General features: G+C 53.8%; 16 protein-coding genes. 10 read left to right on the top strand and 6 right to left on the bottom strand.

All coding sequences use genetic code 11. The features are described 5' to 3' along the window. The first annotated feature begins 18 nt into the window (after positions 1-18). The gene (locus FHC52_RS13355; RefSeq protein WP_008502840.1) at positions 19-1,473 is read left to right on the top strand and encodes an NAD-dependent succinate-semialdehyde dehydrogenase; all 1,455 of its coding nucleotides are present in this window, start codon (positions 19-21) and stop codon (positions 1,471-1,473) included. 45 nt (positions 1,474-1,518) lie between these two features. Next, positions 1,519-1,791 carry a barstar family protein gene (locus FHC52_RS13350; RefSeq protein ID WP_008502839.1) on the top strand — a complete coding sequence of 91 codons (273 nt, stop codon included), beginning with the start codon at positions 1,519-1,521 and terminating at the stop codon, positions 1,789-1,791. A gap of 61 nt (positions 1,792-1,852) precedes the next feature. Here FHC52_RS13350 and yhcN (FHC52_RS13345) read toward each other — a convergent pair whose 3' ends face one another. The 3 genes from yhcN (FHC52_RS13345) to argR form a co-directional block, all read right to left on the bottom strand. After that, positions 1,853-2,119, bottom strand: coding sequence for a peroxide/acid stress response protein YhcN (yhcN, locus tag FHC52_RS13345; protein ID WP_008502838.1), 267 nt, complete (start codon positions 2,117-2,119; stop codon positions 1,853-1,855). Positions 2,120-2,229: 110 nt separating this feature from the next. After that, entirely contained in the window at positions 2,230-2,493 is a 264-nt protein-coding gene (gene yhcN / locus FHC52_RS13340; RefSeq protein WP_008502837.1) for a peroxide/acid stress response protein YhcN, read from the bottom strand. Between the two features lie 375 nt (positions 2,494-2,868). Then, on the bottom strand, positions 2,869-3,339 hold the full coding sequence (gene argR / locus FHC52_RS13335; protein WP_008502836.1) for a transcriptional regulator ArgR: 471 nt from the start codon (positions 3,337-3,339) through the stop codon (positions 2,869-2,871). 397 nt (positions 3,340-3,736) lie between these two features. Between argR and mdh the strand changes: the two genes are divergently transcribed. Further along, positions 3,737-4,675, top strand: coding sequence for a malate dehydrogenase (mdh, locus tag FHC52_RS13330; RefSeq protein ID WP_008502835.1), 939 nt, complete (start codon positions 3,737-3,739; stop codon positions 4,673-4,675). 56 nt (positions 4,676-4,731) lie between these two features. Here mdh and degS read toward each other — a convergent pair whose 3' ends face one another. From degS to zapG, 3 genes are all read right to left on the bottom strand, one after another. Next, on the bottom strand, positions 4,732-5,799 hold the full coding sequence (gene degS, locus FHC52_RS13325) for an outer membrane-stress sensor serine endopeptidase DegS (protein WP_008502834.1): 1,068 nt from the start codon (positions 5,797-5,799) through the stop codon (positions 4,732-4,734). Between the two features lie 91 nt (positions 5,800-5,890). Beyond that, complete coding sequence (gene degQ / locus FHC52_RS13320; protein ID WP_032653656.1) at positions 5,891-7,258, bottom strand: serine endoprotease DegQ; 1,368 nt, start codon at positions 7,256-7,258, stop codon at positions 5,891-5,893. A 171-nt stretch (positions 7,259-7,429) separates the two neighbouring features. Further along, positions 7,430-7,828 (bottom strand): Z-ring associated protein ZapG, encoded by a 399-nt coding sequence (zapG, locus tag FHC52_RS13315; RefSeq protein ID WP_008502832.1) that lies wholly within the window; start codon positions 7,826-7,828, stop codon positions 7,430-7,432. A gap of 189 nt (positions 7,829-8,017) precedes the next feature. Between zapG and zapE the strand changes: the two genes are divergently transcribed. The 7 genes from zapE (at position 8,018) to nanA (ending at position 13,619) form a co-directional block, all read left to right on the top strand. Next, entirely contained in the window at positions 8,018-9,142 is a 1,125-nt protein-coding gene (zapE, locus tag FHC52_RS13310; protein ID WP_032675556.1) for a cell division protein ZapE, read from the top strand. 299 nt (positions 9,143-9,441) lie between these two features. Further along, entirely contained in the window at positions 9,442-9,870 is a 429-nt protein-coding gene (gene rplM, locus FHC52_RS13305; RefSeq protein ID WP_003860434.1) for a 50S ribosomal protein L13, read from the top strand. A gap of 15 nt (positions 9,871-9,885) precedes the next feature. Next, the gene (gene rpsI / locus FHC52_RS13300) at positions 9,886-10,278 is read left to right on the top strand and encodes a 30S ribosomal protein S9 (protein WP_003860436.1); all 393 of its coding nucleotides are present in this window, start codon (positions 9,886-9,888) and stop codon (positions 10,276-10,278) included. Positions 10,279-10,586: 308 nt separating this feature from the next. Next, positions 10,587-11,225, top strand: coding sequence for a stringent starvation protein SspA (gene sspA / locus FHC52_RS13295; RefSeq protein WP_008502830.1), 639 nt, complete (start codon positions 10,587-10,589; stop codon positions 11,223-11,225). Between the two features lie 5 nt (positions 11,226-11,230). Then, on the top strand, positions 11,231-11,728 hold the full coding sequence (gene sspB, locus FHC52_RS13290; protein ID WP_032676057.1) for a ClpXP protease specificity-enhancing factor: 498 nt from the start codon (positions 11,231-11,233) through the stop codon (positions 11,726-11,728). 92 nt (positions 11,729-11,820) lie between these two features. Continuing rightward, positions 11,821-12,603 carry a transcriptional regulator NanR gene (gene nanR / locus FHC52_RS13285; protein ID WP_032675555.1) on the top strand — a complete coding sequence of 261 codons (783 nt, stop codon included), beginning with the start codon at positions 11,821-11,823 and terminating at the stop codon, positions 12,601-12,603. Positions 12,604-12,725: 122 nt separating this feature from the next. Then, positions 12,726-13,619: an N-acetylneuraminate lyase gene (nanA, locus tag FHC52_RS13280; RefSeq protein ID WP_032675554.1), complete on the top strand. Its 894-nt coding sequence runs from the start codon at positions 12,726-12,728 to the stop codon at positions 13,617-13,619. The last annotated feature ends 3 nt before the right edge of the window (positions 13,620-13,622 follow it).

The following is a 13,622-nucleotide window of genomic DNA, read 5'->3' as shown; positions in this document are numbered from 1 at the left end:
TTCAGGAAGGGAGGACACATGACGACCCAGGCGCTTCAGGATCACATCCTTTTTCAGACCGGTTATCTGGTCAACGGGATCTGGAAAACGCTGGACACGACCTTCGATGTGCTTAACCCCGCTACCGGGGAAGTCATCGCGAAAGTCGCGAAAGCGGGTAAAGCACAAACCGAAGAGGCTATCGCAGCGGCCACCAAAGCCTTCCCGGCCTGGCGTGCCAAAACCGCGAAAGAGCGCTCGGCGATTCTTTATCGCTGGTACGAACTGATTATTGAGAATAAAAGCTGGCTCGGGCAGTTAATGACCACCGAGCAGGGCAAGCCGCTGAAAGAAGCGGAAGGTGAGGTGGAGTACGCTGCCAGCTTTATCCAGTGGTTTGCCGAAGAGGCCAAGCGCGCCAACGGGGAAATTATTCCGCCGATCAAACCCGGCTCGCGCATTCTGGCAACCCGCGAACCCATAGGCGTGGTGGCGGCGATAACGCCGTGGAACTTCCCAATGGCCATGCTCACCCGCAAATTAGGCCCGGCGCTGGCTGCGGGGTGCACCGGAGTGATCAAACCGGCCAATAACACGCCGCTCAGTGCCTTTGCGCTGCTCACCCTGGCAAAACAGGCCGGCGTACCCGACGGCGTGCTCAACGCCGTGGCCGGGAATACCCATGAAATCAGCGATGCGATTATGGCAAGCCGAGACGTGCGTAAAATCTCCTTTACCGGCTCGACCTCCGTCGGCAAAACGCTGGTGCGTAATGCTGCCGAAACCATGAAAAAAGTCTCGATGGAGCTGGGGGGAAATGCCCCGTATATCGTTTTTGAGGATGCAGATATCGACGCGGCGGTGAAGGGGGCGATTGCCAACAAGTTCCGCAATGCCGGGCAGGTCTGCGTCAGCGTGAACCGTTTTTATATTCAGGAAACCGTCTACGACAAGTTTGTGAATAAACTTGCCGATGCCGTGAAGGCGCTCAAGGTGGGGAATGGCCTTGACGAGGGCGTCGTTGTCGGACCGCTGATTGAATCTGCTGCGGTCGACAAGGTGCGTGAGCATGTCGACGATGCCGTCTCCCGGGGGGCAACCGTACTGGCAGGGGGTAAGCCCCATCCGCTTGGCGGGAATTTCTGGATGCCAACCGTGCTGGGCGACTGCCATGAAGGCATGAAGCTGGCAGAGGAAGAGACGTTTGGCCCGGTTGCGGCGTGTTTCCGTTTCACCTCGGAAGATGAAGTTATCCAGCGTGCCAACAATACGCCCTACGGGCTGGCGGCTTACTTCTATACCCAGAATCTCTCACGTGTTTTCCGCGTTTCGCAGGCGATCGAGAGCGGGATGATTGGTATTAACGAGTGTGCCGTCTCCACGGAGCTGGGGCCCTTTGGCGGCGTAAAAGAGTCAGGCCTGGGTCGTGAGGGCTCCGTGCTGGGCCTGGAAGAGTATCTGGAAGTGAAAACCCTTCACATTGGGGGATTATAATAGACAGGGCGGCATCTGCCGCTCGCCTGGACTGGGTGGCTGGCAATGAAAACCTATACCTTTGATTTTGACGAGATCGACAGTCAGGAAGACTTCTACCGTGAATTTATCCGGGTGTTTGATCTTGAACGGGAAAGCGTGACAAATCTGGATACGCTGTGGGACGTGGTGACCGGTAGCCTGCTGCCGCTACCGCTGGAAATTGAGTTCATCCATTTGCCCGATAAGCTGCGCAGACGCTTTGGCGCACTGATATTACTGTTCGATGAAGCGGAAGAAGAGCTGGAAGGGCAGCTGCGTTTTAACGCGCGGCACTGAATGAAAAAAGCCCCTGACCATCAGGCCAGGGGCAAGTCGTATGATGAGATACGACGAGGGTTTATTTATACAGTTCTGCAGTTGCATGCCAGTGGTCACCCTGATTCAGTTCGGTGACGCGATAGCTGCTGGCACCTGCTTTTTCAGCTTTGGCAGCCAGTTCGTGACGGATATCCATCGGAGAGCCGGTAACAGACGTCACGGAGATGCTGCCCATAGGCTGCAGATTTTGTGCCTGGTCGGCATTCACCTGCTGTACGGCTGCGCTTGCGCCGAAAGAGAGAACAGATGCCAGACCGAGGGTTGCGATGATCAATTTGGTTTTCATAGTCTTTACTCCTGAATAGGGTTTTTGCTCAACGGCGAGAAGGGTTGAACAGCTATTTTTATGCCTGGTGCCGTTGAGTGGAGATTTACGTGTTCAGTTATTACTAAAACTTATTTGTACAGCTCAGCGGTGGCGTGCCAGTGTGCACCAGAGCGCGCTTCGATGATGCGATAGGATGACGCACCCTTTTCTTCCGCTTTTTTGTTCAGCATCTCATGCATGTCCATTGGCGATGTGCCGACCGCGCCGACAGAAACCGTACCGATGGCCTGGCGGGATTGCGCCTGGTCAGCATTGATAGCGTCAGCCGCGAAGGCACCGAATGACAGGACAGACAGGACGCTCAGCGCCGCTACAGTTGATTTGATTTTCATGATTTTTACCTCGTCGAATTTTTTAGTGGGGTCTTGTTTCGTGACCCTCATCACAAAATCAAGTATACACTAATAACGGAAAAAATTAATACCAGACTAATGGTTTCTATTGTTATTACGTGTTAAATAGTCTTTTTTTTATAACCAAATTGCATAATATTGGGTATTTTTTGCACATTTTAGTTGGTTATGTCTAATGAAATCATATGGATATCAGCTTTTGATTTTTTGTGCGATTTTTTGATTTATCATTCACCAGGTGAATGTTAATGGGTGGTAAAAAGCACTATTTGTCAAAGGCAGAGGCAGTGAAAAAGAGGGGGAAACGGTGTGGAGACAGAACGATCCCCGCAGCGGCGCTACGGGGAAAGGGGATTAGAGTTCCTGTTCGAACAGAACCAGAATCGCTTCGTGGAGATCTTTAACGGAGAAACCGCTGGCTGGCGTGGTAAAGATGGTGTCATCACCGGCGATAGTCCCGAGGATACCTTCCGTTTTACCCAATGAGTCCAGCATGCGGGCAATCAGCTGTGCGGCACCTGGGCTTGTGTGGATCACCACAACGGCATCGTTGTAGTCGATATCCAGAACCAGATTCTTGAGCGGGCTGGAGGTGGTCGGCACGCCAAGTTCAGCCGGCAGGCAATAGACCATCTCCATCTTGGCGTTACGGGTACGTACCGCGCCAAATTTCGTTAACATGCGGGAGACCTTCGACTGATTGATGTTGTCGAAGCCCTGTTCCTGCAGCGCCTGAACAATTTCTCCCTGAGAACTGAATTTCTCTTCTTTAAGTAGCGCTTTAAACGCCTTTACTAATTCTTCTTGCTTAGACGAGCTTCGCATAAGTCACCCGGAATATGACGATAGAAACAACATTATTATGCATGTGGATGAATTTTTATGCAAATTATCTACTCAGCGCCAGGCTGAAATAATGTTATGAAAGGGAGTGATTTTATCAGAATTCGTTATCAGAAAACATGCCTGGGTCACGCCGCGCAAATAAGCTTAAAAGTAAATTAAATGTTATCAAAATGATGTTGTTTTGGTGGCGGGGCAGGGTGTATTGTAACCACCTCTTAATTCGTTGCCGTCTGTCGTCAGATAGCCTTCTGAAGAGAGATAAAGTCGCGCGACCTCAAATTCTTTAGCTACGAAAATTGTAATTAAACACTTGCTGAATTATGGTCGCCGCAACGGATTTACAGATACTTAAGTTAACCATAATAAGGAGTTTAGGATGAAAGTCGCAGTCCTCGGCGCTGCTGGTGGTATCGGCCAGGCGCTTGCCCTACTACTGAAAACCCAACTGCCTTCAGGCTCAGAACTCTCCCTGTACGATATTGCTCCGGTAACCCCAGGTGTGGCGGTTGACCTGAGCCACATCCCAACTGCTGTAAAAATCAAAGGCTTCTCCGGTGAAGATGCGCGTCCTGCTCTGCAGGGTGCCGACGTGGTGCTGATTTCTGCAGGCGTGGCGCGTAAGCCAGGCATGGATCGTTCAGACCTGTTCAACGTCAACGCGGGCATCGTGAAAAACCTGGTGCAGCAGATTGCTGAAGTGTGCCCGAAAGCGTGCATCGGTATCATCACTAACCCGGTGAACACCACCGTTGCTATCGCGGCAGAAGTGCTGAAGAAAGCAGGTGTTTACGACAAAAACAAACTGTTCGGCGTAACCACGCTGGATATTATTCGCTCCAACACCTTTGTTGCTGAGCTGAAGGGCAAACAGCCAACAGAAGTGGAAGTGCCGGTCATCGGCGGTCACTCTGGCGTTACCATCCTGCCTCTGCTGTCGCAGATCCCAGGCGTGAGCTTCACCGAGCAGGAAGTGGCTGACCTGACTAAACGCATCCAGAACGCGGGCACCGAAGTGGTGGAAGCGAAGGCGGGTGGCGGTTCTGCAACCCTGTCTATGGGCCAGGCGGCTGCACGTTTCGGTCTGTCGCTGGTTCGCGCTCTGCAGGGCGAGAAAGGCGTTGTTGAATGCGCTTACGTTGAAGGCGATGGCGAACACGCTCGCTTCTTCTCTCAGCCGCTGCTGCTGGGCAAAAATGGTATCGAAGAGCGTAAATCCATTGGTACGCTGAGCGCGTTTGAACAACACGCGATGGAAGGCATGCTGGATACGCTGAAGAAAGATATCACCCTGGGTGAAGAGTTCGTTAACAAGTAATACGAACCGTCTCCCGGCAAAAAAACGGAGCTTATCGCTCCGTTTTTTTATGCCTGTCAGTTCGTTGCCGGGTATTCCTGAATGGTGACCTGCAGCGTCAGTTTCTTATCGTTGCGCATGACTTCAACAGGGATGATAGAGCCCGGGCGAATTTCTGCCACCTGATCCATCGTCTCCAGCGCAGAAACCGCCGGCGTGCCGTTGACCGACACAATGACGTCATTGACCTGAATCCCCGCGTTGGCCGCCGGACCCCCTGGCGCCACCTCGTTCACCACGATGCCCTGGATCTGATCGATCCCGCCACCCTGGGTATGCATCGGCGCAATTTCACGGCCACCGATACCGATATAGCCGCGGATCACGCGTCCGTCGCGGATCAGCTTATCCATAATTTTGGTCGCCAGCTGGAACGGAATGGCAAAGCCGATCCCTTCCGGCGTCTCGCCGTCGTTACTCTTATCGAACGAGAGGGTGTTGATGCCCATCAGTTCGCCCAGCGAGTTGACCAGCGCACCGCCGGAGTTACCGTGGTTGATGGAGGCATCGGTTTGCAGGAAGTTCTGCCGCCCGGATGGGTTGAGGCCAATACGCCCGGTCGCGCTGATAATCCCCTGGGTGATGGTCTGGCCCAGGTTGTAAGGGTTACCAATCGCCAGGACGACGTCACCAATATGCGGGGTACGTTTACGGTTGATCGGGATGACCGGCAAACCGCCCGTGGCGTTAATCTTCAGGACGGCGAGGTCAGTCAGGCTGTCAGAGCCAACGAGTAATGCCTCAAACACGCGGCCATCCTGTAGGGCGACGATGATCTGGTCGGCATCGTTTATCACGTGCTTGTTGGTAATAATGTAGCCGCGCTCGTCCATGATTACCCCGGAGCCGAGAGTGCGGATCTCCAGCTGGTTATGGGCTGAGGTATTCAGGCCACGGTTGTAGACGTTAACTACGGCAGGTGCGGCACGGCGAACGGCCTGGTTATAGGTGGCCGGCGTTTCATCCGTGCTATCGAACTGAGGGGCCGACAGTTTATTGAACTGACGTAAAGACGGCAGCGCCAGCAGCAGCAGGCCAGCGACAATCAAACCGATGACAATAGAACGTAAGAGCTTTAAAAGCATGATGCGCGTGTCGTTAAAAAAGGAACGATTTGCAGCATAACATGAGTTATCCGGACATCACACGCAGCGGTGATGTCCGGGTCGCAAATGCTTAGCGCAACAGAATATAGATAGACTCATTGCCGCGCATGACCTGCAGGGCAATAACCGCCGGTTTACTCTCCAGCACCTTGCGCAGTTCGGCAATGGACTGCACGCGATTGCGGTTTACCCCAATGATCACATCTTCCTGATGCAATCCGGCCTGTGCGGCAGGGCTGCTCTTCTCAACGGTGTCGATGCGAATGCCTTTCGTACCGTCTTTCAGCTGTCCATCGCTCAGCGTCGCACCCTGCAGCGCCGGGGCGATCAGCTCCGCACTGGCAGAGGAGGAGGTGCTCTTATCCAGCGTCACTTCAACGTCCAGCGGCTTACCGTCACGGATCAGACCCAGCTTCACTTTGGCGCCGGGTTCGGTGGTCGCTATCCGCGAGCGCAGCTCGGCAAAGCTGCTCAGCGGCTTGTCGTTGAGGCTGACGATCACATCGCCCGATTTGATACCTGCTTTTGCCGAGCCGGAGTTAGGCAGCACTTCACTGACAAACGCCCCGCGCTGTACGTTGATGTTGAACGCTTTGGCGATATCGGCGCTCATCTCCATACCTTTAATACCCAGCAGCCCGCGTTTGATTTCGCCGAATTGAATGAGCTGCTGCGCCAGGGTTTTGGCCATATTGCTGGGAATCGCAAAACCGATCCCGATGCTGCCGCCACCCGGGGCCAGAATGGCTGTGTTGATCCCAATCAGCTCACCGTTAAGGTTAAGTAACGCCCCGCCGGAGTTCCCGCGGTTGATTGAGGCATCGGTCTGGATAAAGTTTTCCAGCCCTTCCAGATTGAGGCCGCTGCGTCCCAGCGCGGAGACGATCCCGGAAGTGGCGGTTTGCCCTAAGCCAAAGGGGTTGCCCACGGCGACGGCAAAATCACCGACGCGCAGTTTGTCGGAGTCCGCGATGGCAATCTGGGTCAGGTTACTCGGGTTTTGTACCTGCAACAGCGCAATGTCGCTCTGGTCATCACCGCCAATCAGTTTGGCATCAAATTCGCGGCCATCGTTTAGCTGGACGCTGATTTTATCGGCCTGGCTGATGACATGATTGTTAGTCAGAATGTAGCCTTTTGCCGCATCAATAATGACGCCGGAACCCAGGCCTTCAAAAGGCTGGGCCTGCTGGTCGGGAGACTCATCGCCAAAATATTTTTTCAGTTCTTCAGGGACGCGTTGGCTTTGTACCGCCGTGCCCTCAACCTGAACGCTGACCACCGCAGGTAACACTTTTTCCAGCATGGGGGCAAGGCTTGGAATGGCCGCCTGGCCAGGCACCTGGGAGGGAAGGGCGGCAAATACAGGGACGGACGCCGAGAGAGATAACCCGACACTTAACGCGATAGCGCTCAACAGCTGGTTTTTTTTCTTCATCGATGTTGACTCTCGTAACCTGGAATAAAGGAAAAACGGCCCCAAAAACACGTTGATGTTATTGAATTTTAAACCGCTGAACAATGAGGTGTTTAACTAAATGATAGCTGGGGTCAGGAAGAAAGGACGGGCGCAATCGCTGCGCCCGTAAAATAAATTCAGGTTGTGCGATTAATCGCGTTTTACACCGCCGCGCAGCAGGCCGGACGCGCCGTCTGAATAGTCGCGAGGCATCTGAACAGGCGCCTGGTCGTTACCGGCTTCAGAGTCTGCCAGACGGTTGCGGAACGGATTGGTTTCCGCCGTCATTTCCGGCAGCAGGCTGCTGGAGCTTTTTGCCATATGCTGATACAGCTGACGATAGTCGGTCGCCATGTTGTCCAGCAGCTCGGCGCTACGGGCAAAATGGCTGACCAGCTCTTCACGATACTCTTCCAGCTCGGCTTTGTTCTTTTCCAGTTCGTACTGCAGTGACTGCTGCTGACGCAATTTGCGATTACCGAAACGCATGGCCACAGCACCGATGACGATGCCGACGACTAAACCGATTAGCGCATATTCCCAGGTCATGAACTTCTCCCGTTGTCTTGTTGTTCCGTAGGGTGTTGGCTCGGCTCCTGCCTGTGCCTGATAATGCCACTATAACCGCTATTTCCGTAGAAGTGGAATCCTGACGTATCATCGCGTAGTGTAGAACGGCCTTTTTTTCATCAGTCACGTCTGCTGGTGAGCGTTAATTGAAGGAATAACAATAAGATTATGCAAAACCTGTCCCCTGCATCGCGATATCAACTGGCCCTAAACGAGGGCACTCATCAGCCGGATGACGTACAGCGTGAGGCGGTAAGTCGTCTGGAGATGATTTATCAGGAACTCACGGCCAAACCCGCTGAAACCGAACAGAATGGCGGGCTAAAGGCGGCATTTGGACGGTTGCTCGGAAAAAAAACGCCACAGGCCCACGCGCCGGTGCGCGGTCTTTATATGTGGGGCGGGGTCGGTCGCGGAAAAACCTGGCTGATGGACATGTTCTACCAGAGCCTGCCGGGGGCGCGTAAACAGCGTCTGCACTTCCACCGCTTTATGCTGCGTGTGCATGAAGAGCTGACTGCGCTGCAGGGTAAAAGCGATCCGCTGGAGATTGTGGCCGACAGGTTCAAGGCGGAAACGGACGTGCTCTGCTTCGATGAATTTTTTGTGTCTGACATCACCGATGCCATGCTGTTAGGCGGCCTGATGAAAGCGCTTTTTGCCCGCGGGATCACGCTGGTGACCACGTCGAATATTCCGCCGGATGAGCTTTACCGCAACGGCCTACAGCGGGCACGCTTCCTGCCTGCCATCGACGCCATTAAGCAGCATTGTGACATTATGAACGTTGATGCCGGTGTCGATTATCGCCTGCGCACCTTAACCCAGGCGCACCTGTGGCTCTCGCCGTTAAATGCAGAGACCACCCGCGAGATGGATAAACTCTGGCTGGCGCTGGCGGGGGCAAAACGCGAGCACGCCCCGGAACTCGAGATTAACCATCGCCCGCTGCCAACGCTCGGCGTTGAAAACCAAACGCTGGCGGTCTCCTTTACGACGCTGTGCGTTGATGCCCGCAGCCAGCACGACTACATTGCGCTTTCACGTCTGTTCCACACCGTGATGGTGCTGGATGTGCCGGTGATGACGCGGCTGATGGAGAGCGAGGCGCGGCGCTTCATCGCGATGGTGGACGAGTTTTACGAGCGCCACGTTAAGCTGGTGATTAGCGCCGAGGTTCCTTTATATGAGATCTACCAGGGGGAGCGGCTAAAGTTTGAGTTCCAGCGCTGCCTGTCTCGCCTGCAGGAGATGCAGAGCGAGGAATACCTGAAGCTGGAGCATATGCCATAAACGCCACCCTCTCCCTGTGAAGGGGGACTTGTCGGCCGGGTAAGGCGCAGCCGCCACCCGGCATTTTCCACCGCCTCGAAAAACCCAATTTGAATCACATTTAAGGGTCGATCTTTGACCTCAACTTCTCTATAATCTTGCGACCCCACGTTACGAGAAGGTTTTTTTCCCGAAACTTTCTATGTGTCGGCATGTGCTATTCGAAGGGGTAGGTTTGCCGGACTTTGTCGTGTGAACCTCAACTGACTAAACGTTTGGGTGTTCACCAACGTGTAACTTATTATTTGGGTAAGCTTTTAATGAAAACTTTTACAGCTAAACCAGAAACCGTACAGCGCGACTGGTATGTTGTTGACGCGACCGGTAAAACTCTGGGCCGTCTGGCTACTGAACTGGCTCGTCGCCTGCGCGGTAAGCACAAAGCGGAATACACTCCGCACGTTGATACCGGTGATTACATCATCGTTCTGAACGCTGACAAAGTTGCTGTTACCGGCAACAAGCGTACTGACAAAATGTACTACCACCACACCGGCCACATCGGTGGTATCAAAGAAGCGACCTTTGAAGAGATGATTGCCCGCCGTCCTGAGCGTGTGATTGAAATCGCGGTTAAAGGCATGCTGCCAAAAGGCCCGCTGGGTCGTGCTATGTTCCGTAAACTGAAAGTTTACGCAGGCAACGAGCACAACCACGCGGCACAGCAACCGCAAGTTCTTGACATCTAATCGGGATTATAGGCAATGGCTGAAAATCAATACTACGGCACTGGTCGCCGCAAAAGTTCCGCAGCTCGCGTTTTCATCAAACCGGGCAGTGGTAAAATCGTAATCAACCAGCGTTCTCTGGAACAGTACTTCGGTCGCGAAACTGCCCGCATGGTAGTTCGCCAGCCGCTGGAACTGGTTGATATGGTAGAAAAACTGGATCTGTACATCACCGTTAAAGGTGGTGGTATCTCCGGTCAGGCAGGTGCGATCCGTCACGGTATCACCCGCGCTCTGATGGAGTACGACGAATCCCTGCGTTCTGAACTGCGTAAAGCTGGCTTCGTTACTCGTGACGCGCGTCAGGTTGAACGTAAGAAAGTGGGTCTGCGTAAAGCACGTCGTCGTCCACAGTTCTCCAAACGTTAATCCATTCTGCTTACGCAGAACGATTGGCGAAAAACCCGCTTCGGCGGGTTTTTTTATGGATAATGCGCAGGTTATCCACAATATCCATGCATATATCTTCTCTTTTTCCACATTTCCAGAATCCCCTCACCACAAAGCCATCAAAATCTGGTAAACTATCATCCAATTTTCTGCCCAAATATCGGTGAATACTCGATTTTTGTTCGATTCTTGAACAATGTGTCTTCTCTGGGATGGGCGATACAACATCTGGCTGGCCCCTGTTGGGCTGGTAGCAGTAAAAATTCTGAATATACCTGGAGGTTTTCATGGCTGTCGCTGCCAACAAACGTTCGGTAATGACGCTGTTTTCTGGTCCTACTGACATTTATAGCCATCAGGTTCGTATCGTGCTGGCCGAGAAGGGTGTCAGTTTTGAGATCGAGCATGTGGAAAAGGATAACCCGCCTCAGGATCTGATCGATCTCAACCCGAGCCAAAGCGTACCGACGCTGGTGGATCGCGAGCTGACCCTGTGGGAATCCCGTATCATTATGGAATACCTGGATGAGCGTTTCCCGCATCCGCCGCTGATGCCTGTTTACCCTGTTGCGCGTGGTGAAAGCCGCCTGTACATGCAGCGTATCGAGAAAGACTGGTATTCGCTGATGAACGTGATCACCAGCGGATCCGCTGCCGAAGCCGACGCTGCGCGTAAGCAACTGCGTGAAGAGCTGCTGGCAATCGCCCCGGTGTTTGGTCAGAAACCGTTCTTCCTGAGCGATGAGTTCAGCTTGGTAGACTGCTACCTGGCACCGCTGCTGTGGCGTCTGCCAATCCTGGGCGTAGAATTCAGCGGTCCTGGCGCGAAAGAGCTGAAGGGCTACATGACTCGCGTCTTTGAACGCGACTCTTTCCTGGCATCTTTAACTGAACCGGAACGTGAAATGCGTCTCGGCCGAGGCTAATGACTGTGGAAATGTCACAACTTACCCCACGCCGTCCGTATCTGCTGCGCGCCTTCTATGAATGGCTGCTGGATAACCAGCTCACGCCGCACCTGGTTGTGGATGTGACGTTGCCGGGCGTGCTGGTTCCAATGGAATACGCACGTGACGGACAGATTGTATTGAACATCGCCCCGCGCGCGGTGGGTAACCTTGAACTGGCAAACGACGAAGTGCGCTTCAATGCGCGTTTCGGCGGCGTGCCGCGTCAGGTTTCTGTGCCGCTGGCTGCGGTACTGGCGATCTACGCCCGCGAAAACGGTGCGGGCACCATGTTCGAGCCGGAAGCGGCATATGACGAAGATGTTTCCAGCCTGAACGACGACGACGCAACCGATGAACGCGAAAGCGACACGGTTATGTCGCTCATTGATGGCGATAAACCCGATCACCAGGACGACAACGACCCTGACGACGATCCGCCACCGCGCGGCGGCCGTCCGGCGCTGCGCGTCGTGAAATAATCAAACAGGCCCATTGGGCCTGTTTTGCTTTCCGCCCCCTCTGATTTCCTGTGTTATGATGAATTGTTTTCCTTCTACGGCACCGGACTGCAATGAAACCGACTGATCTTAAAGCTGAAAACTCTGATGAAACCATTGGCCGCAGCCTGCGCCGTCGGCCGCTGGCGCGCAAAAAACTGTCTGATATGGTGGAAGAAGAGCTGGAGCAGATGATCCGTCGGAAGGAATTTGCCCAGGGAGAGCAGTTACCCTCCGAGCGCGAACTGATGGAGTTCTTCAACGTGGGTCGCCCCTCGGTGCGCGAAGCGCTGGCGGCGCTAAAGCGTAAAGGGCTGGTGCAGATTAACAACGGTGAACGTGCCCGCGTAACCATGCCGTCTGCCGATACCATCATCAGTGAATTGTCGGGAATGGCGAAAGACTTTCTGACCCAGCCCGGCGGTATTGCCCATTTCGAGCAGCTTCGCCTGTTCTTTGAATCCAGCCTTGTCCGTTATGCCGCAGAATATGCCACTGACGATCAGATTGCGCAGCTCACGAAAGCCGTGGAGATCAACAGCCAGTCCCTGGATGACAACACGCTATTTATTCGTTCCGATGTCGATTTTCACCGCGTGCTGGCGGAGATCCCCGGCAATCCGATCTTCAATGCGATCCACGTTGCGCTGCTTGACTGGTTAATTGCGGCGCGTCCTAAAGTGCCGGACGCAGAGCTTTATCAGCATAATGAAGTCAGCTATCGCCAGCATATCGCAATTGTGGATGCGATCCGCCGCCGCGATCCCGATGAAGCGGATCGGGCGTTGCAAACTCACCTTAACAGCGTCTCCGCCACCTGGCATGCTTTCGGCCAGCATTCAAAAGCCAAAAAATAACGATCCTTTAGTGAAGCAGATCGCAATATAAGCGTTCTGTATTCTACTGCTGCTTAATTGATCTGGTATAACAGGTATAAAGGTATGTCGTTATAACAAACACACGATCGATTGAGGTAACTATGGCAACGCAATTACGCGGCGTAATGGCCGCACTCCTGACCCCGTTTAACTCTGAGCAGATGCTGGATAAAGAAAGCCTGCGCCGTCTGGTGCGGTTCAATATTGAACAGGGTATCGATGGGCTGTACGTCGGCGGTTCAACGGGAGAGGCCTTTGTACAGAGCCTTTCGGAACGAGAGCAGGTGATGGAGATTGTGGCGGAAGAGGCGAAGGGGAAAATCACGCTCATCGCCCATGTTGGCTGCGTCAGCACGGCGGAAAGCCAGCAGTTAGCCATGGCCGCCGCCCGCGTCGGTTTTGACGCTGTATCCGCCGTCACACCGTTTTACTATCCCTTTAGCTTTGAAGAACATTGCGATCATTACCGTGCAATTATTGATTCGGCGGATGGTCTGCCGATGGTGGTCTATAACATTCCGGCGTTAAGCGGCGTGAAGTTAAGCCTGGATCAGATCAACACGCTGGTGACGCTGCCGGGCGTCGGCGCGCTGAAGCAAACCTCCGGCGATCTCTTCCAGATGGAGCAGATCCGTCGTGAACATCCGGATCTGGTGCTCTACAACGGTTATGACGAGATCTTCGCCTCCGGCCTGCTGGTCGGCGCGGACGGGGGGATCGGCAGCACCTACAACATTATGGGCTGGCGCTACCAGGCGATCGCTAAAGCGGTTCGTGAAGGGGATAACGCCACCGCACAGCGCCTGCAAAGCGAATGCAACACGGTGATCGATCTGCTGATTAAAGCCGGGGTGTTCCGTGGTCTGAAAACGGTTCTGCACTATATGGACGTGGTATCCGTGCCGCTGTGCCGTAAGCCGTTTGCCCCTGTGGATGAAAAATTCGTGCCAGCGCTGAAAGCGCTGGCGGAGCAGCTAATGGCGGAAAAACGCTAACGC

This window comes from Enterobacter sp. EC_64, from assembly GCF_019584165.1.
In the GTDB taxonomy this organism is placed as follows: domain Bacteria; phylum Pseudomonadota; class Gammaproteobacteria; order Enterobacterales; family Enterobacteriaceae; genus Enterobacter; species Enterobacter roggenkampii.
This window is presented reverse-complemented; position numbering and strand designations above follow the sequence as displayed.